We start from the raw sequence: 17,719 nt of genomic DNA, 5'->3' as shown, positions 1-17,719 counted from the left end.
GTTATTCAGCTGGTGCAGGCATTTTACCTTCCGGCGCTTTACGATCTGTCAGATGCTTCTCAAAATTCGCATTGAACTGTTTTTTCTGTTCCGGCGTCAGGATGTTGTAAATCTTGTTCTGGGTTTCCAGACGCGCCAGCGCCATCTCTTTATGCTGGGCCTCCATCTTATCAATCTGCGCTTCCGCTTTCGCCTTATCGAAGGTATCGCTGGCTACCAGTTCATGCATCGCGCGGCGCTCATCCAGGGATGGACGTTTCATATTGTCGCGCTGGCTCTTCATGATGTCGCGGATTTGCGTTTTCTGCGCCTCGGTCAGGTTCAGACCTTTAAACATCATTTCGTGTGGGCCGCCAGGTCCGCGCTTATGATGCATCATCGGAGCGTTATCGGTTGGGGTAGCCGTAGCGTCAGCCGCGTGGGCCAGGTTAGCCGCGCCCAGAGCCAGAGTAGAGGCAACAAACAGTGCTGTAATCTTCTTCATCGTTCAATCCTTACTTTGCGTTATTCTTACGGCGCGTTGCCGTGTTGACGAGATTAACTTTACGACGTTTATCGTCAATTAATCAGAGCAAGCGTAAAACATTGAAAGTGTAAAAAACAATTTCTCGCCAATTATGGAGAAAATAAGGAAAATGAGGAGGTAAGTGCAAGAAAAAATAAATAAGCAACTGTTTTAGTGGGAAATCATGAAGATTATAAATCAGCAGAGATTAAAAACAAAGCATTTAACCAGGAATAATCTGCAATCAAAGAACAGAGCACGAAAAAATAAGATGGCAGCGGAAAAATAAACGCCGAAATAAACGCCGCCGCCCGGACGGGCGACGGATTCACTGGAAGCGCTGCAGCATCAGCCCGGCGCGCTGGCCGAAAGCGACGCTGGGATTGGGAAACAAAACGTACTCTTGCTCCCCTTCCACCACGTAGCGGGTGTCGCCATCCTCGGCAAGCAACGTTCCGGACGAAAACGGCGTAAAGTTCAGCGTCTGCGCCGACATATGCAGCTGGAACCTGTCGCTGCTGCGGGTGATTTGCTGTACCACCCTGTAGCGCAGCGGCGTGTGCTCATCCTCCAGCGTCAACTCCCCCGCCAGCAGCAGCAACAGCGCGCGTTGGGTGGCCACAAACAGGCGCAGATCGTTATCGCCAAAAGGTAGCGCCTTGCCGAGCTCCAGCGTGCAGGAGAGCGCGCCGAAACGTTCGCTGCTGAAATGGGTAAAGGTCCCGCCAGGCTGCTGATGAAACACCAGCGCTTCCAGCCCTGCCGCCCCCAGCCAACGCAAAAAACCTTCATCCCATGGTTTTTCTCTCGCCGGAAGAACACCAAAGCGGGTATGCAGCGAACCGCGTATGGCGGTATGTAAATCCAGGTGCCAGCGCTCGCCAGCCGTCGCGGCATAAAACCGCGCCAGGGCATGCTCCAGCTGCCGGGCGCGAACGGTTTCATCGCTGGCGCTAAAGGCCCGCCAGCGCTCGCCAAACATCCGGTTGATATCGCTATGCAGATAACGCTTGTTGGCCCTTAACGCCTGAGGGTTACCGAAGATAACCAGCAGCCGCCAGCGGAGCGGCGTTTCCCCACGAAACAGCTGACGCAGCAGGAGATCGGTGATTTCGACCGGCGCGGTTTCATTGCCGTGAAGCCCGGATGACAAAACCAGCGACCGATCGCAGGGCTCATGGGGAACGAGCTGCAGAATGCCGCAGTCAATCCAGTGCCAGCGGAACTGCGCGTTTTGGCCATGAAAATGGTGGGGCAAACGCCCCGCCAGAGTGAGTGCCAGAAAGTCGTCCACGACGCCTCCTTATTATTGCTGGAACGGATACACTGAGCCCAGGCGCAAGATCTGCGTTAAACGGTCGAGCGCTTCGCGGCCTTCGCGCAGCAGCTGCGGATCCGCGAGATCGGCCTGGGTCAGACGATCGCGGTAGTAGCGGTCCACCCAGTCATTCAGGGTGGCGAACAGCGCATCGTTCATCATTACCGCCGGGTTCACCGCCCGTCGCTCATTTTCATTCAGCACCACCCGCAGACGCAGGCAGGCCGGTCCGCCACCGTTGGCCATGCTTTCGCGCAGATCGTAAACCTGCAGCTCATCGATCGGGTTATCGCCTTCCACCAGCCGGTTCAGGTAGCGCCAGACGCCCGGATGCTCCTGCGCCTCCAGCGGCAGAATCAGCCGCATCCCGCCCTCCCGTTTGCTCAACAGCTGACTGTTGAACAGATAGGTCGCCACCGCGTCTTCTACCGAAACCTGGCTTGCCGGTACGACGAGCGGCGTAAATCCGGGAACCTGCTGCGCCAGCTGCTGCAGGAGCTGCGGCTGGTCAACAAACGCCTGCTCGTGACAAAACAGCACCTGCTGATTACTTACCGCAATGACATCGTTATGAAACACGCCTTTATCAATCACCGCCGGGTTTTGACGGGCGAAAATCACCTGCCGGGGATTGACCTGATTTAGCCGGGCGACCGCCTGGCTGGCCTCCAGCGTCTGCCGCGCCGGGTAGCGCTGCGGGTTATCCTCGCCTCCCTGCTGGCGACCGTAAATAAACAGCTGCACGCCAGGGGCGCCGTAGTCGCCGCCGAGACGGTTATGGTTTGCCGCCCCTTCGTCGCCGAACAGCGATACCTGGGGCAGCGCGCCGTGGACGGCAAACCGCTGCGCATCGGGGAAAATCGCCTTCAGCAGCGCTTCAGTGGTCGGCGCTTCGCTGGCGCGGTGGAATTTATCGTTCAGGTTGGCGACGGTCAGATGCACCCGGCCGTCCAGCGAATCCGCCGATGGCGAGACCGTAGCGGCGTTGGCCACCCACATTGATGAGGCTGAACTGGCCGCCGAGAGGAGCTCCGGCGCCTGGCGCGCCGCCTTTTCCAGTACCTGCTCATCGCTGCCGTCAAAACCAATCTGGCGCAACAGCGGAATGTTTGGCCGCTCCTGCGGCGGGATCAGCGCCTGCGGATAGCCCGCATCCGCCAGGGCTTTCATTTTCTTCAGCCCCTGCTTTGCCGCCAGCTGCGGGTTCGACACCCGATAGCGGTGTTTTGTCGAGGCTTCGTTGCCGAAGGATAATCCCGCATAGTGGTGGGTCAGGCCCGGCAGCCCGTCAAAGTTCACTTCCCAGGCATTCATTGGGATGTCTCCTGACGAAAATTCAGCCCCGGGCTGAGGGTAGCCGGTAGCGACAGCTCCGGCGATTCCAGGCTGGCCATCGGCCAGGCGCAATAGTCCGCGGCGTACCAGGCCCCCGGGCGATGGTTGCCGGAAGCGCCGGTACCGCCGAACGGCGCGGTGCTGGCGGCGCCGGTCAACGGTTTATTCCAGTTAACGATACCGGCCCGCGCCTCCAGCAGCAGCTGGTCGAACTTATCGCGTTCGGCGGAGATCAGCCCGCAGGACAGTCCGAAACGGGTCGCGTTAGCGAGGGCAATCGCCTCATCGAAATGGTCATAGCGCCAGACGCAGAGCAGCGGGCCGAAGACCTCTTCGTCAGCCACCTGCGCCACCGCGCTCATCTCGATAATGCCCGGCGTCAGCAGCGAGGTTCCGGCCTGCAGCAGGCGCGGCTCCAGCAGCGTTTTGCCGCCGCTGGCCACGTGGGCCAGCCAGGCCTGATGCACCTTTTGCGCGGCCTGCGCTGAAATTAACCCACCGATGAACGGCTGAGGCTCAGCGTCCCAAGCCGCGGGAATCAGCGTTTGTGACACCGTCACAAGACGTTGCAGAAAGGCATCGCCCGCCTCGCCCCGTTTTACCAGCAGCCGGCGCGCGCAGGTACAGCGCTGTCCGGCGGTAATAAAGGCCGACTGAATTGTCAGATGCACGGCGGCATCAATATCCTGAGGATCATCAACGATCAGCGGGTTGTTGCCGCCCATCTCGAGGGCGAGAATTTTTTCCGGCTGCCCGGCAAGCTGACGATGTAGCTGAAAACCGGTGGCAGAGCTGCCGGTAAACAGCAGGCCGTCGATATCCGCCTGGCCGCTCAGCGCCTCGCCGGTTTCCCGCCCGCCCTGGAGCAGGTTAAGCACGCCCGGCGGCAGGCCGGCTTCGGCCCATAGCTTCACTACCGCCTCGCCGCTTTGCGGCGTCAGCTCGCTGGGTTTGAATACCACGGTATTCCCCGCCAGCAGCGCCGGAACGATATGACCGTTAGGCAGGTGCCCGGGAAAATTGTAGGGACCAAATACCGCCAGCACGCCGTGCGGCCGGTGGCGTAGCGTCGCCTCACCGTCCGCCATCGCGGTCTGCGCTTCTCCGGTACGACTATGGTAAGCGTTCACCGAAATGGCGATTTTATTGATCATCGCGGTAATTTCCGTTGCCGCTTCCCAGCGCGGTTTGCCGGTCTCCCGGGCGATAACCGCGGTTAATTCGCTTTTGTTCGCTTCCAGTAAAGAAGCAAACTTTTCCGCGATCGCTTTCCGGGCGGCAAACGGCTGACGCGCCCAGGCGGGAAACGCCGCGCGCGCCGCGCTGACCGCCAGCGCAACCTGATCGGCATCGGCATCGTTGCCCTGCCACAGCAGCGTCTGGCTTACCGGGTTATGTTTACTACGGGCCGGTCCGCGACCGCTTTGCCAGTCGCCGTTAATCCATAAACTCATGATTTTTTCTCCTCGGGGCACAGGCGCACCAGGCGGATTTGGTCGCCGGGGTGGCATTTCAGGGCATCCAGCTCGCGCGCGCTTAGCACCAGGCGGTCGCTCTCCGGGTCGGCGTGAACGAGCATGGCGCGAAACTGCTGGTACTGCTCATTGGCAACCAGGCACGCCGGCCACTCGCCCTGGACGGGCTGGCCTTCGGCGACGGTGACCAGCCGGCTTTTGCGAATAGCCCGCACCCGGTCAATTTCGCACTCCAGCGTCGGGCCGCCGTCAAAAATATCGACGTAGTTGAGATAGCGGAACCCCTCTTTCTCCAGCACCGCGCGGGCCGGGGCGGTTTGCGGATGGACCTCGCCAATGACCGCTCGCGCCTCGTCGCTTAAAAAGTCGATATACAGCGGATGCTTCGGCATCAGGGCGGCGATAAACGCTTTTTGCCCGGTACCGCACAGATAGTCGGCGCGGGAGAACTCCATCGCGAAAAAGCGTTTCCCGAGACTCTCCCAGAACGGCGAGTAGCCGTGTTCGTCAATGACGCCGCGCATTTCCGCCACCACCTTTTCGTTGAAACGTTCGCGAAAGGCGGCCATAAACAGAAAGCGCGACTTCGACAGCAGATAGCCGTTGCCCTCTTTACGCCATTTCGGATCGAGGAACAGCGTGCATAGCTCGCTGCTGCCGGTATGATCGTTACTCAGGAACAGCGTCGGCAGGGCGTTGTAGACGTTAAGCTCTTTCGACGCGTGTACCTGGGTACCAACGCGATAGTTGTACCAGGGGTCGTTAAGCCCCACGGCCACCTCAATGGCGCATATTCCCGCCACCGCGCCGCTGGCGCAGTCTTCAAGCACGAACACATACCCCTGCTCGCTTTTCGGCAGCTCGCCGCGCCAGGTCATCTGCGAACGTTCAATGCGCGCGGCCAGCGTGGCTTCATCGGCCGGCAGCGACGTCAGGCCGCCGCCGGTCTCGCCCGCCAGGGTCAGTAGCCCCGGCAGATCGCCTTTTTCTACCGGACGGATCACCATCATGATGAGACCCCCGCGAGAAAGCGTTTGCAGGCCAGCTCGAAGCGATCCAGCCCGCTGTTGACCTCGTCTTCGCTGATAATCAGCGCCGGAGCGAAGCGCACCACGTTGGCGCCGGCAATCAAAATCATCAGTCCCTCTTCCGCCGCCTGATTGCTGATAGCCTTAGCCTTGCCAGCATATTCATCCTTCAGCACGCAGCCAATGAGCAGCCCCAGGCCGCGGATCTCTTTAAATAGGCCGTACCGGGCGTTGATCGCGTTGAGCCGTTCGCAGAACCACTGATGGCGCTGCTTAACGCCGTTGAGAACCTCGCGGGTGTTGATGGTGGCAAACACTTCCCCCGCCACCGCGCAGGCCAGCGGGTTACCGCCGTAGGTGGTGCCGTGGGTACCGACGGTCATCACGCTGGCGCAGCGCTCGCTTGCCAGCAGCGCGCCGATCGGGAAACCGCCGCCCAGCGCTTTGGCGGTGGAAAGCAGGTCTGGCGTCACGCCGTAGTGCATATAGGCGTACAGCTCGCCGGTACGGCCGACGCCGGTCTGGACTTCGTCGAAAATCAGCAGCGCGTTGTGCGCATCGCACAGTTCGCGCAGGCCGCGCAGGAAGTCCGCATCCGCAGGCACCACGCCGCCTTCACCCTGCATCGGTTCCACGATCACCGCGCAGGTATTGTCGTCGATCAGCGCTTTTGCCGAGTCGAGATCGTTATAGATAGCATGCTGAATCTGCGGCGGCAGCGGCGCAAAATCCTGCGAATAGGCCGGCTGGCCGCCCGCGGAAACGGTAAACAGCGTGCGGCCGTGGAAGGCATTCTTGAACGCCACGATGCCGCTTTTCTCACTGCCGAAACGATCGTGGGCATATTTGCGCGCCAGTTTTAGCGCTGCTTCGTTGGCTTCCGCTCCCGAGTTACAGAAAAAGACCCGGTCAGCGAAAGTGGCGTCAATCAGTTGCTTCGCCAGACGCAGTACCGGTTCGTTGGTGTAGCCGTTGCCGGTATGCCAGAATTTCCCCGCCTGTTCGGTCAGCGCCTTAACCAGCCGCGGGTGCGCATGGCCGAGGGCGTTCACCGCTATGCCCCCCGCAAAGTCGATATACTCTTTTCCCTGCTGATCCCACAGGCGTGAACCCTCGCCGCGTACCGGAATAAAAGCCGCTGGCGCGTATACAGGCATCATCCATTCATCAAAGTTGCTACGCGTAATTGACTGAGACATATCGACCTCTTCCGGTAAATAAAAAGTTTAAATAATGTTAATGAATATGGTTATTACGCTGTAAATGTAGATTGCACGGTTCGTGCCAGCCAGAGGTAAAAATGCATAAATCGAGGTCGATAACGAAATATCAATAAGTTACGAAAGGCCACTATTCACATAAAATGCATAGAAAGTGAATAAAAACGCTAAAAGCGGCTTTGGCAGTCGAATAAAAAGAAAGGTTATGCAGAGGTAAGATATAATTCTGTAATTGTGATCCTTGACGAAATTTATCGGCAATAAGCGCCCTTTTTTGGCGCAGCGCGTTCCATAATGGTGCACAGTTTGTGCAAACAGGCTACCAACCGCTGCAATCGGCAGAATAAACCGCCTTACCGCAGCCAGCCCGGCGAATTTCTGCTACCATCCCTGCACTATTCACCTTGCACAGTGGCAGCGACTATGAAATTTGTCTCTTTTAATATCAACGGCCTGCGTGCCCGCCCGCATCAGCTGGCCGCCATCATCGATAAACACCAGCCCGACGTCATCGGCCTACAGGAAACCAAAGTCCACGACGACATGTTTCCCCTCGAAGAGGTGGCGAAGCTGGGCTATAACGTCTTTTATCACGGGCAGAAAGGCCACTACGGTGTCGCGCTGCTGACCAAAGAGACGCCGATCGCCGTGCGTCGCGGTTTCCCGAACGATGGGGAAGAGGCCCAGCGCCGCATCATTATGGCGGAAATCCCTTCTCCGTTTGGCAACCTGACGGTGATTAACGGCTATTTCCCGCAGGGCGAAAGCCGCGATCATGAAACCAAATTCCCGGCGAAGGCGGCGTTTTACCAGAACCTGCAAAACTACCTCGAGACCGAACTGAATAAAGAGAATCCGGTGCTGATCATGGGCGACATGAATATCAGCCCCACCGACCTTGATATCGGCATCGGCGAAGAGAACCGCAAGCGCTGGCTGCGTACCGGCAAATGCTCATTCCTGCCGGAAGAGCGCGAATGGATGGAGCGCCTGCTGGGCTGGGGCCTGGTGGATACTTACCGCCATGCGAACCCGCAGGATAACGAGCATTTCTCGTGGTTCGATTATCGTTCTAAGGGCTTTGACGATAACCGCGGGCTGCGCATCGACCTGCTGCTGGCAAGCACCCCGCTGGCGCAGCGCTGCGTCGAAACCGGCATCGACTACGAAATTCGTGGAATGGAAAAACCCTCCGACCACGCGCCGGTATGGGCGAGCTTTAAGGCCTAAACCGCCCCGCCATCAGGCTCTCTGGCCCGCAGAGCCTGAGCCATATCAAAAAAGCCGCCGTCAGAGATTGTGAACGGCGGCAAACTATTATACTGTCGCGCGCACTTTTGACCGCCGCGCAATACAGGAGAACCCAATGCAAAAGAAGCCGTCATAAAGCAGAGTATAAGCTGCTTTTTGTTGTCGTCGTATTGAGCATTGTCGCCTGTATTATTCAGCAGTCGGGTTTTGCCGAGCTGGTTACCCATTTTGATCGTCTGCGCGAGGCCATCCGCCAGAGCGGCACCTTCGGCTATACGCTCTATATTCTGCTGTTTATTGTCGCCACCCTGTTTTTAATACCGGGCTCTATTTTGGTGATTGCCGGCGGCGTCATTTTTGGTCCGCTCGCGGGGACCTTGCTGTCGCTGCTGGCGGCGACGTTCGCCTCTTCCCTGTCGTTTCTGTTCGCCCGCTGGCTGGGCCGCGAGCTGCTGATCAAATACGTCGGGCAGACGGCGATATTTCAGACTATTGAACACGGTATCGCCCGTAGCGGCAGCGATTTTTTAATTCTGACCCGGCTCATCCCGCTGTTTCCCTATAATATCCAGAATTACGCCTATGGCCTGACGGCGATTCCGTTCTGGACGTTTACCTTTATTTCCGCCCTCACCACCTTACCCGGCATATTTATTTACACGCTGCTGGCCAGTGAGCTTATTCGCGACGGGATCACCTCTCTGTTTATGCTCAAGCTGACGCTCGCGGGGCTGGCCTTATTTGCCCTGATTCAGGCGGCGAAAAGATATGCCCGCTATCGGCGGATCGCGACGCCACGGTTACTGTCTAACGATGAAAAATAGCCACGCGCGCTCGCGGATAGCCATTGGCATTACGCTGCTTGCGCTTTTGCTGGCATGGTGGCTGATACCCGGCGTACATGGGTTTATGCAGCGCAGCCTCGCGGCCTTCGCTACGCTCGATCAGCAGGCTGTTGAGCGTTTTATCGATTCCTGGGGCCCGCAGGCGGCGCTGGTCTCCTTCGCGCTGATGATTCTGCAGGCGATTATCGCCCCGCTTCCCGCCTTTCTGATCACCTTTGCCAACGCCTCCCTGTTCGGGGCTTTCTGGGGCGGCGCGCTGTCGTGGGTAAGCGCCATGGCCGGGGCGGCGCTGTGCTTTTTTATCGCCAGAGCGCTCGGCCGAGACGCAGTGGAAAAACTCACCGGCAAAAGCGTATTGCAGAGTATGGATGGCTTTTTTACCCGCTACGGCAAACACACCCTATTAATCTGCCGCCTGCTGCCCTTCGTGCCATTCGATCCGGTGAGCTACGCCGCCGGACTGACGTCAATGCGCTTTCGCCACTTTATGCTGGCCACCGGCCTCGGCCAGCTGCCGGCGACGATAGTCTATTCGTGGACCGGCAGCCTGCTGACCGGCGGCACCTTCTGGCTGGTCACCGGTTTATCGATCCTGTTTGCGCTGGCCATTGTGGTGGCGGTCGCGAAAGCGCTCTATCTTGAACAACAAAAGAGGCGTTCACGATGAGTTTACCCCCTCTGAAGTCCATTCCGCTGATTCTTCGCCCGCAGGCCTGGCTGCATCGCCGCCACTACGGCGAGGTGCTCAGCCCTATCCGCTGGTGGGGGCGTATTCCGCTGGTGTTTTACCTGGTGTCGATGTTCGTCGGCTATCTGGAACGCAAGCGTTCGCCCCTCGATCCGGTGCTGCGCTCGCTGGTGAGCGCCCGCGTCGCGCAGCTGTGCTTATGCGAGTTTTGCATTGATATCACCAATATGAAGCTGGCGGAACGCAGCGGCGGCAGCGATAAGCTACTGGCGGTCGCCGAATGGCGGGACAGCGCGTTATTCAGCGAACGCGAGCGGCTGGCGCTGGAGTATGCCGAAGCGGCCAGCATGACGCCGCCGGTGGTCGACGACGCGCTGCGCGACAGGCTGGCAGGTCAGTTTGACGCCCGCGCGCTCACCGAACTCACGGCGCTGATCGGTTTACAAAACCTGTCGGCGCGCTTTAATTCAGCCATGGCGATCCCCGCCCAGGGATTGTGCCGGATCCCAACCGATTCAAAACCATAAGGAGCGGTTATGCGCAGTATGTTGGTCTTCGCTTTACTGCTGCTCTCCCCGCTGGCCGCCAGCGCGGGATGGCAATCCACGCAACAAGAAGCCCGCGACCAGACGGTGTGGTTCAACGCCTGGGGCGGCGACCCGGCGGTTAACCGCTATCTCGACTGGGTCAGCGACGAGGTGAAGCGCGACTACGCTATCGACCTGCGCATCGTGCATATTGCCGATGCCGCCGATGCGGTCAAGCGCATCCAGAGCGAAGCCCGCGCCGGACGCAGTCAAGGTGGTTCCATCGACCTGCTGTGGGTGAACGGCGAAAACTTCCGCACCCTGAAAAACGCCAGGCTGCTGCAAACCCGCTGGGCGGAAACCCTGCCTAACTGGCGCTTCGTCGATACGCAAAAGCCGGTGCGCGAGGATTTCTCCCTTCCGACCGACGGCGCGGAGTCTCCGTGGGGCGGCGCGCAGCTCACCTTTATCGCCCGTCGTTCACAAACGCCCGACGCGCCGCAAAATCCGCAGGCGCTGCTGGCTTTCGCCGCCGCGCATCCCGGCAGCGTCACCTATCCGCGTCCGCCGGATTTTACCGGTACCGCGTTTATTGAACAGCTGCTGCTGACGCTGACCCCGCAGCCCGACGCCCTGCGCCAGGCGCCTGAGGAGGCCACCTTCGCCGCCGTGACCGCGCCGCTGTGGCGCTATCTTGACCAGCTTCACCCTCTGCTGTGGCGACAGGGCCGCGACTTCCCGGCTTCGCCCGCCCGCATGGATGCCATGCTGAAGAGTGGAACCCTCAGGCTTTCCATCACCTTTAATCCATTGCACGCGCAGCAAAAAGCGGCCAGCGGCGAGCTGCCGAAAGACAGCTACGGCTTCGGCTTCAGCGAGGGGATGCTCGGCAACGTCCATTTTGTGGCGATCCCGGCCAATGCCCGGGCGACGGCGGGAGCGAAAGTAGTCGCTAATTTCCTGCTCTCGCCGCAGGCCCAGCTGCGCAAGGCCGACCCGACGGTATGGGGCGACCCCAGCGTGCTGGATCCGGCGAAATTAACGGAGAAGGAGCGGCAGGCCTTTAATGCCGTTGTGCCGCAGGATATACCGCCGATGCTGGGTGAACCGCACGCGGCCTGGGTTGACGCGCTGGAGCAGGAATGGCTGCGCCGCTACGGCACGCACTAAGGCTGCTGACCTGGGCCGCCGTCGCGCTGATCTATCTGCCGCTGCTGCCGGCCGCGGCGCTGATGGCGCTTCCGGCTCTTCGCCTCTCCCTCTGGCAATCGCTATTTGCCGACCCGCAGTTTGGCCAGGCGCTGGCGGCGACTCTCGTCTCAACCCTGCTGTCGGTGGGCGGCGCGCTGATAATCACGCTTACCGTCGTGGCCGCGCTCTGGCCGTCGGGCGGCTGGCGACGGCTGGCGGCCAGGCTTCCGCTGCTGCTGGCGGTGCCCCACGTGGCCTTCGCTACCGCCGCTCTGCTGCTGTTTGCCGAAAGCGGCTGGCTCTCTCGCCTTTTCCCACTCTTTTCCCCGCCGATCGACCGCTACGGCATCGGCCTGGGCCTGACTATGGCGATGAAAGAGAGCGCGTTCCTGCTGTGGGTGGTTTACGGTCTGCTGGGTGAAAAACGCCTGGCCGAACAGGCAACGGTATTAAAAAGCCTCGGCTACGGACGCTGGCAGTGCCTGACGTGGTTGGTGTTACCCACCCTGCTTCCGGCGCTGTCGGTAGTGCTGCTGGCGACTGCCGCCTGGAGCCTTTCGGCGGTCGACGTCGCGCTGGTGATCGGGCCCGGCAACCCGCCGACCCTGGCGGTGCTGGCCTGGCAATGGTTAAGCCAGGGCGATGAGCGCCAGCAGGCGAAAGGCGCCCTCGCCAGTCTGATACTGCTGCTGGCCCTCGCCATGATGGCGCTGGCGGCATGGGGAGTCTGGCGTCTCTGGCGACGACGGATCCCGCCGGTTGAGGGGATCCGTCGCCCGCAGCCGCGGGCGCTCGCCGGGAAAAGCTTCGCCCTTCTTCTGCCGCTGTGCGGGGTGGCCTGCGCCCTGCTGCTTGCCGCGGCGGCGCAGAATAGCCAGCCGGTCCACGATAGCGTCGGCAACAGCCTGTGGTTTGGGCTATGCTCAGCAGCGATCGGCGCGGTCATCTGTCTGCTATGGCTGGCGCTGGGCCCCTCCCGCTTCGGCGAATGGATCTGGCTGCCGCTGATTTTACCGGCGCTGCCGCTGGTGGACGGCCAATATCAGCTGGCGCTGTATACGTGGCTGGACGGCGAGCGGCTCACCGTTTTATGGGGGCATCTGCTGTGGGTCGTACCGTGGATGCTGTTTATTCTGCGTCCCGCGTGGCGCGCTCGCGATCCGCGCGCGGAGCTGGTCGCCCGCACCCTCGGCTGGCAACGAGGCCGCATCTTCTGGCTGGTCACCTTACCAGCCCTGACCCGTCCGCTGCTGACGGCGCTGGCGGTGGGCTTTTCGGTAAGCATCGCGCAATATCTGCCGACGTTATGGCTGGGAGGCGGACGGGTTGCGACCCTGACCAGCGAAGCGGTGGCGCTGAGCAGCGGCGGCGATACCTCCACCCTCGCCGCGCAGGCGCTGTGGCAGCTGCTGTTACCGGCGCTGTTTTTTGCCGCCACCGCGCTGCTGGCCTGGCTGATCGGCCGCTATCGACAAGGATTACGCTAATGTTGATCGTCAAAAACCTCACCCTGCGCCTCAACGGAGAGCCGCTGCTGCGCAACGTCGATTTTTCCGTTGCTCCCGGCGAGGTCCTGACCCTGATGGGGCCATCCGGTAGCGGCAAATCAACGCTCTTCTCCTGGATGGTCGGTGCGCTGGAAGAGAGTTTCTGCGCCGCCGGCGAGCTGTGGCTGGATAACCAGCGCTGCGACAGTTTACCCACCGAGCGGCGGCGCATCGGCATTCTGTTGCAGGACGCGCTGCTGTTCGACCACTTCAGCGTCGGGCAAAATCTGCTGCTGGCGCTGCCCGCTGACGTCCAGCGTTCCCAGCGTAAACCCCGGGTAGAACAGGCGCTGGAGCGTGCCGGGTTAGCGGGGTTCTACAGGCGAGATCCGGCAACCCTTTCCGGCGGCCAGCGGGCGCGAGTCAGCCTGCTGCGCGCCCTGCTGGCCCGGCCGCGGGCGCTGCTGCTGGATGAGCCGTTTAATCGTCTCGACGTGGCGCTGCGCGCCGATTTTCGCCGCTGGGTGTTCAACGAACTGGCGCGGCAGGCGATCCCCGCGGTGCTGGTCACGCATGATGACCAGGATACGCCCGTCGGAGGACGCTGCTTGCATATGAGGCTCTGGCAATGAAAGCCTGCGCTATCGCAAAGAATTATCCGCTAATAACGCGGAGAATTGCCGCTCAATTTTCTACTGCCGGGCATTTCGATGAAACGTGTTTCTCAACTGACCGCACTCGCCCTGCTGATGGGGCTTGCTGCCGCTGCCACCTCCGCCGCTGACGCCATGCCGACGCTAACGCTCTCCACGCTGCAACAGCACAACGGCGTCGCCATTGATACGCGTCTTAGCGCTTTCTATAACGGTTGGCCGCAAGGCGCCAACGGCCCTCAGGGCCATGAACCGCAGGCGCTCAACCTCGCCGCCGGCTGGCTTGGCGCGATGACCGACGAACAGCTGGGCGCCTGGGCTAAGCTGCATAATCTGCAGGCCTCAACGCCGATTGCGCTGTACGGCGACGCCGACGACAACGCGAAAGTCGCGGCGCGCCTTAAGGCCGCAGGTTTCACTCATCTCAGCTCGCTTGGCGATGCCCTGAGCCAGGCGGAGCGCCTGCAGAAGCTGCCGCATTTTGAGCAGCTGGTGTATCCGCAGTGGTTGCACGATCTTCAGCAAGGTAAAGCGGTGGCCGCCGCCCCTGCCGGGAAATGGAAAGTGTTTGAAGCCGCCTGGGGCGCGCCGAAGCTGTATCTGCTGAGCCATATTCCGGGCGCCGGGTATATCAATACCAACGAGGTGGAGAGCGAGCCGCTGTGGAATAAAGTCTCCGACGCGCAGCTTAAAGCGATGCTGGCAAAACACGGTATTCGCCACGATACCACGGTGATTTTGTACGGTCGCGACGTGTATGCCGCCGCCCGCGTGGCGCAGATCATGCTTTACGCCGGAGTGAAGGATGTGCGCCTGCTCGACGGCGGCTGGAAAACCTGGTCCGACGCCGGACTGCCGGTCGAGCGCGGAACGCCGCCGAAGCAAAAACCCGAGCCGGAGTTCGGCGCGGCGATCCCGGGCCAGCCGCAGCTGATGCTCAATACCGAGCAGGCTCGCGCCCTGCTGCACCGTCAGGACGCCTCGCTGGTGAGCATTCGTTCCTGGCCGGAGTTTATCGGCACCACCAGCGGCTACAGCTATATCAAGCCGATGGGGGAAATTGCCGGCGCCCGCTGGGGCCATGCCGGAAGCGACTCCACCCATATGGAAGATTTCCATAATCCGGACGGCACCATGCGCAGCGCAGATGATATCGCCACGATGTGGAAATCATGGAATATTCTGCCGAGCCAGCAGGTCGCTTTCTACTGCGGTACCGGCTGGCGCGCTTCAGAAACCTTTATGTACGCCCGGGCGATGGGCTGGAACAACGTCTCGGTCTACGACGGCGGCTGGTACGAGTGGAGCAGCAACCCGAAAAACCCGGTCTCTCGTGGAGAACGCGGCCCGGAGAGCAGCAAGTAATTCGCTAATTGGCAACATGCGCTACGTGGAAGCATCAGGCCCGGCGCGTTTCCCGGAGGCGGCGCGCGGGCTACCGCGTTCCGCAGACGGCTGTGACCCCGTAGCCCGGCTAAGCGCAGCGCGAGCCGGGAAAAACCGGCTCATCAATCTCTGACCTGCTTCAGTGTCAGGTATCCGCTCCACACCCGTGTAAAGGTCGTCAGCCAGCACAGCGCGCCAAACATCCACGCCAGCCACGCAAAGCACGCCGGGAACAGACAGCTCAGCACAAACAGCGCAATAGTTTCCGTCCCTTCCGTCAGCCCGCCAAGGTAATAAAACGATTTGTGGGCGTAGCCCGGGTTATCGATCTGATGCTTTGCCGCCAGCGCGGCAAAGGCAAGAAAGCTGCTGCCGGTGCCGATAAAAGCGAACAGCAGCCAACCGCCCGCCAGCGCGTTGTGGGCCGGATCGGCTAGAATAAAACCAAACGGCACCAGGGCGTAAAACAGGAAATCGAGCGAAATATCGAGAAAACCGCCCGCATCGGTCAATCCGCGTCGCCGGGCCAGCGCGCCGTCTAAGCCGTCCAGCAGGCGATTGAGCACAATCGCCGCCAGGGCCGCCTGATACCAGCCCAGGGCTAAAAACGGCAGCGCCAGCACGCCAATCGCAAAGCCAAATAGCGTCAGGCCGTCGGGGGAAATAGCCGGACGATCCAGCAGGGCGGCGGCGGCGTTGAGGACAGGTTTTAGACGAGGATGCAAATGACGGTCAAGCACAAAGTCTCTCCAGCGGATTCAGGGTTGTTTGATGGGGACAAGGACGGTGATAATAGGCCATTATCCCGTACAGAACGATGATTCACATGCTAAAAACCCTTGATGTTGTTGCCGCCATTATCGAACGCGATGGGCACATTCTGCTGGCGCAGCGGCCGCCCCACGCGGATCAGCCGGGAATGTGGGAGTTTGCCGGCGGAAAAGTCGAACCTGGCGAAACCCAGGCCCAGGCGCTGGCGCGTGAGCTGCAGGAGGAGCTGGCGATCGACGCCCGGCCGGAATGCTACATCGCCAGCCACCTGCGCGAAGTGTCCGCCCGCCTGATTCATCTTCACGCCTGGTGGGTTCCACATTTTCACGGCGAACCCATCGCCCGCTACCACAGCCAGCTGCGCTGGTGTTCACCCCAGGAGGCGTTTACTTTCAACCTTGCGCCAGCCGATATTCCCCTGCTCGAAGCCTTTATCGCCCGGCGCGCCGCTCTCCCTTCCCGCTAATTTTGTCTGGCGGCAGTCATCGCTTTTGATTATGAGCACCGCCTGATTATAAATTTTGCTTTCTGAACAATTTTTCCTTGCTTAACTAACGATTTCCGATGGTATAGTCGGAAAATCGGCTTTTTCAAGGGCCGAATCATAATAAATAGACGCAACCACAACCATAAGGGGAACTTATATCTATGGATCAGACGTGCACTCTGGAAGGTTTTCTCGCCCGCGTTCAACAGCGCGATCCAAATCAAACTGAATTTGCTCAGGCGGTCCGCGAGGTGATGACCACCCTGTGGCCATTTCTTGAGGAAAATCCGCGCTATCGTCAGATGAATTTGCTGGAACGTCTGGTTGAACCGGAGCGTGCTATCCAGTTCCGCGTCGTTTGGGTTGATGACCGCAATCAGGTTCAGGTTAACCGCGCCTGGCGCGTGCAGTTCAACTCCGCCATCGGCCCTTATAAGGGCGGTATGCGTTTCCACCCCTCCGTAAACCTGTCGATTCTGAAATTCCTCGGTTTTGAACAAACCTTCAAAAACGCCCTGACCACCCTGCCAATGGGCGGCGGTAAAGGCGGCAGCGACTTCGATCCTAAAGGCAAAAGCGATGGCGAAGTGATGCGTTTCTGCCAGGCGCTGATGACCGAACTGTATCGCCACCTCGGACCGGATACCGACGTGCCGGCCGGTGATATCGGCGTGGGCGGGCGTGAAGTGGGCTTTATGGCCGGGATGATGCGTAAGCTCTCCAACAACAGCGCCTGCGTATTCACCGGCAAAGGCCTCTCCTTCGGCGGCAGCCTGATTCGTCCGGAAGCCACCGGTTACGGTCTGATTTACTTCACCGAAGCGATGCTTAAGCGCCACGGTTTAGGCTTTGAAGGGGCTCGCGTCGCGGTGTCCGGCTCGGGCAACGTGGCGCAGTACGCGATTGAAAAAGCCATGGAGCTCGGCGCGCGGGTGATTACGGCTTCCGACTCAAACGGTACCGTGGTTGACGAAGCCGGCTTCACCAAAGAAAAACTGGCGCGCCTGATCGACATTAAAGAGCGCAGTCACGGCCGCGTGGCGGATTACGCGCGCGAGTTCGGCCTGACCTATCTTGAAGGCAAACAGCCGTGGTCCGTGCCGGTGGATATCGCGCTGCCGTGCGCCACGCAAAACGAGCTGGACGTCGACGCTGCCCGTCAGCTTATCGCCAACGGCGTGAAGGCCGTCGCCGAAGGCGCCAATATGCCAACTACTATCGCAGCGACCGATCTGTTCCTCGAAGCGGGCGTGCTTTTTGCGCCGGGTAAAGCGGCAAACGCCGGCGGCGTAGCCACCTCGGGCCTGGAAATGGCGCAGAACGCCGCGCGCATGGGCTGGAAAGCGGAGAAAGTGGACGCTCGTCTGCACCACATCATGCTGGATATCCACCACGCCTGCGTTGAGTACGGCGGCGAAGCGAAGCAGACCAACTACGTACGCGGCGCGAACATCGCCGGTTTCGTGAAGGTCGCCGACGCGATGCTGGCGCAGGGCGTGATTTAAGACGGATATTTCTTCGAACCTGGCGCAAGTTCGGATGATATCGAGAT

The 17,719-nt window shown here is 60.3% G+C and carries 17 protein-coding genes; 10 read left to right on the top strand and 7 right to left on the bottom strand.

Annotated elements, in window-relative coordinates; translation table 11 throughout:
• Position 1: 1 nt before the first annotated feature.
• From spy to CMQ96_RS20550, 6 genes are all read right to left on the bottom strand, one after another.
• Positions 2-484, bottom strand: a complete 483-nt coding sequence (gene spy, locus CMQ96_RS20580; RefSeq protein ID WP_004138219.1) for an ATP-independent periplasmic protein-refolding chaperone Spy — start codon at positions 482-484, stop codon at positions 2-4.
• A gap of 349 nt (positions 485-833) precedes the next feature.
• Positions 834-1,799 (bottom strand): succinylglutamate desuccinylase, encoded by a 966-nt coding sequence (gene astE, locus CMQ96_RS20570; RefSeq protein WP_064342497.1) that lies wholly within the window; start codon positions 1,797-1,799, stop codon positions 834-836.
• A 12-nt stretch (positions 1,800-1,811) separates the two neighbouring features.
• Positions 1,812-3,137 (bottom strand): N-succinylarginine dihydrolase, encoded by a 1,326-nt coding sequence (astB, locus tag CMQ96_RS20565; RefSeq protein WP_098067272.1) that lies wholly within the window; start codon positions 3,135-3,137, stop codon positions 1,812-1,814.
• Positions 3,134-4,612 carry a succinylglutamate-semialdehyde dehydrogenase gene (gene astD / locus CMQ96_RS20560; protein ID WP_049131825.1) on the bottom strand — a complete coding sequence of 493 codons (1,479 nt, stop codon included), beginning with the start codon at positions 4,610-4,612 and terminating at the stop codon, positions 3,134-3,136. The genes astB and astD overlap by 4 nt, the downstream gene beginning before the upstream one ends.
• The gene (gene astA / locus CMQ96_RS20555; protein ID WP_024359447.1) at positions 4,609-5,643 is read right to left on the bottom strand and encodes an arginine N-succinyltransferase; all 1,035 of its coding nucleotides are present in this window, start codon (positions 5,641-5,643) and stop codon (positions 4,609-4,611) included. Before astA ends, astD begins: the two co-directional genes overlap by 4 nt.
• Entirely contained in the window at positions 5,640-6,860 is a 1,221-nt protein-coding gene (locus CMQ96_RS20550; RefSeq protein ID WP_049086182.1) for an aspartate aminotransferase family protein, read from the bottom strand. Before CMQ96_RS20550 ends, astA begins: the two co-directional genes overlap by 4 nt.
• Before the next feature lie 444 nt (positions 6,861-7,304).
• Here CMQ96_RS20550 and xthA point away from each other — a divergent pair, with 444 nt between their 5' ends.
• The 8 genes from xthA (at position 7,305) to CMQ96_RS20510 (ending at position 14,888) form a co-directional block, all read left to right on the top strand.
• Positions 7,305-8,111, top strand: coding sequence for an exodeoxyribonuclease III (xthA, locus tag CMQ96_RS20545; protein WP_024359449.1), 807 nt, complete (start codon positions 7,305-7,307; stop codon positions 8,109-8,111).
• Positions 8,112-8,302: 191 nt separating this feature from the next.
• Positions 8,303-8,956: a TVP38/TMEM64 family protein gene (locus tag CMQ96_RS20540; RefSeq protein ID WP_024359450.1), complete on the top strand. Its 654-nt coding sequence runs from the start codon at positions 8,303-8,305 to the stop codon at positions 8,954-8,956.
• Positions 8,946-9,644, top strand: coding sequence for a TVP38/TMEM64 family protein (locus CMQ96_RS20535; RefSeq protein WP_004138228.1), 699 nt, complete (start codon positions 8,946-8,948; stop codon positions 9,642-9,644). The genes CMQ96_RS20540 and CMQ96_RS20535 overlap by 11 nt, the downstream gene beginning before the upstream one ends.
• On the top strand, positions 9,641-10,192 hold the full coding sequence (locus CMQ96_RS20530; RefSeq protein WP_004138231.1) for a carboxymuconolactone decarboxylase family protein: 552 nt from the start codon (positions 9,641-9,643) through the stop codon (positions 10,190-10,192). The genes CMQ96_RS20535 and CMQ96_RS20530 overlap by 4 nt, the downstream gene beginning before the upstream one ends.
• 9 nt (positions 10,193-10,201) lie before the next feature.
• A complete protein-coding gene (locus CMQ96_RS20525; protein WP_098067271.1) occupies positions 10,202-11,362 on the top strand; it encodes an ABC transporter substrate-binding protein in 1,161 nt (386 codons plus the stop codon).
• Positions 11,335-12,870, top strand: a complete 1,536-nt coding sequence (locus tag CMQ96_RS20520) for an ABC transporter permease subunit (protein WP_098067270.1) — start codon at positions 11,335-11,337, stop codon at positions 12,868-12,870. Before CMQ96_RS20525 ends, CMQ96_RS20520 begins: the two co-directional genes overlap by 28 nt.
• Positions 12,870-13,502 carry an ATP-binding cassette domain-containing protein gene (locus tag CMQ96_RS20515; RefSeq protein ID WP_049087347.1) on the top strand — a complete coding sequence of 211 codons (633 nt, stop codon included), beginning with the start codon at positions 12,870-12,872 and terminating at the stop codon, positions 13,500-13,502. Before CMQ96_RS20520 ends, CMQ96_RS20515 begins: the two co-directional genes overlap by 1 nt.
• 78 nt (positions 13,503-13,580) lie before the next feature.
• Entirely contained in the window at positions 13,581-14,888 is a 1,308-nt protein-coding gene (locus CMQ96_RS20510; protein WP_098067294.1) for a sulfurtransferase, read from the top strand.
• A gap of 143 nt (positions 14,889-15,031) precedes the next feature.
• Here the strand turns inward: CMQ96_RS20510 and CMQ96_RS20505 are convergent, their stop codons facing one another.
• Positions 15,032-15,649, bottom strand: coding sequence for a CDP-alcohol phosphatidyltransferase family protein (locus tag CMQ96_RS20505; RefSeq protein WP_049087346.1), 618 nt, complete (start codon positions 15,647-15,649; stop codon positions 15,032-15,034).
• An 86-nt stretch (positions 15,650-15,735) separates the two neighbouring features.
• Between CMQ96_RS20505 and CMQ96_RS20500 the strand changes: the two genes are divergently transcribed.
• Positions 15,736-16,146, top strand: a complete 411-nt coding sequence (locus tag CMQ96_RS20500) for a pyrimidine (deoxy)nucleoside triphosphate diphosphatase (RefSeq protein ID WP_049131842.1) — start codon at positions 15,736-15,738, stop codon at positions 16,144-16,146.
• 182 nt (positions 16,147-16,328) lie between these two features.
• Positions 16,329-17,672: an NADP-specific glutamate dehydrogenase gene (gene gdhA / locus CMQ96_RS20490; RefSeq protein ID WP_004138255.1), complete on the top strand. Its 1,344-nt coding sequence runs from the start codon at positions 16,329-16,331 to the stop codon at positions 17,670-17,672.
• The last annotated feature ends 47 nt before the right edge of the window (positions 17,673-17,719 follow it).

Origin of the sequence: Klebsiella sp. MBT K-1, assembly GCF_002556465.1 — a bacterium.
In the GTDB taxonomy this organism is placed as follows: Bacteria; Pseudomonadota; Gammaproteobacteria; order Enterobacterales; family Enterobacteriaceae; genus Klebsiella; species Klebsiella grimontii.
Note: the sequence above shows the minus strand (reverse complement) of the source record. Positions and strands in the feature narration are given on the sequence as shown.

Excerpts from the sequence above, each read along its gene's own strand:
- CMQ96_RS20525 (WP_098067271.1), top strand. The coding sequence starts at position 10,202 with ATGCGCAGTATGTTGGTCTTCGCTTTACTGCTGCTCTCCCCGCTGGCC.
- astD (WP_049131825.1), bottom strand. The coding sequence starts at position 4,612 with ATGAGTTTATGGATTAACGGCGACTGGCAAAGCGGTCGCGGACCGGCC.
- xthA (WP_024359449.1), top strand. The coding sequence starts at position 7,305 with ATGAAATTTGTCTCTTTTAATATCAACGGCCTGCGTGCCCGCCCGCAT.
- CMQ96_RS20520 (WP_098067270.1), top strand. The coding sequence starts at position 11,335 with ATGGCTGCGCCGCTACGGCACGCACTAAGGCTGCTGACCTGGGCCGCC.
- CMQ96_RS20550 (WP_049086182.1), bottom strand. The coding sequence starts at position 6,860 with ATGTCTCAGTCAATTACGCGTAGCAACTTTGATGAATGGATGATGCCT.
- CMQ96_RS20500 (WP_049131842.1), top strand. The coding sequence starts at position 15,736 with ATGCTAAAAACCCTTGATGTTGTTGCCGCCATTATCGAACGCGATGGG.
- CMQ96_RS20530 (WP_004138231.1), top strand. The coding sequence starts at position 9,641 with ATGAGTTTACCCCCTCTGAAGTCCATTCCGCTGATTCTTCGCCCGCAG.
- CMQ96_RS20510 (WP_098067294.1), top strand. The coding sequence starts at position 13,581 with ATGAAACGTGTTTCTCAACTGACCGCACTCGCCCTGCTGATGGGGCTT.
- spy (WP_004138219.1), bottom strand. The coding sequence starts at position 484 with ATGAAGAAGATTACAGCACTGTTTGTTGCCTCTACTCTGGCTCTGGGC.
- astB (WP_098067272.1), bottom strand. The coding sequence starts at position 3,137 with ATGAATGCCTGGGAAGTGAACTTTGACGGGCTGCCGGGCCTGACCCAC.
- gdhA (WP_004138255.1), top strand. The coding sequence starts at position 16,329 with ATGGATCAGACGTGCACTCTGGAAGGTTTTCTCGCCCGCGTTCAACAG.
- astA (WP_024359447.1), bottom strand. The coding sequence starts at position 5,643 with ATGATGGTGATCCGTCCGGTAGAAAAAGGCGATCTGCCGGGGCTACTG.
- CMQ96_RS20535 (WP_004138228.1), top strand. The coding sequence starts at position 8,946 with ATGAAAAATAGCCACGCGCGCTCGCGGATAGCCATTGGCATTACGCTG.
- CMQ96_RS20515 (WP_049087347.1), top strand. The coding sequence starts at position 12,870 with ATGTTGATCGTCAAAAACCTCACCCTGCGCCTCAACGGAGAGCCGCTG.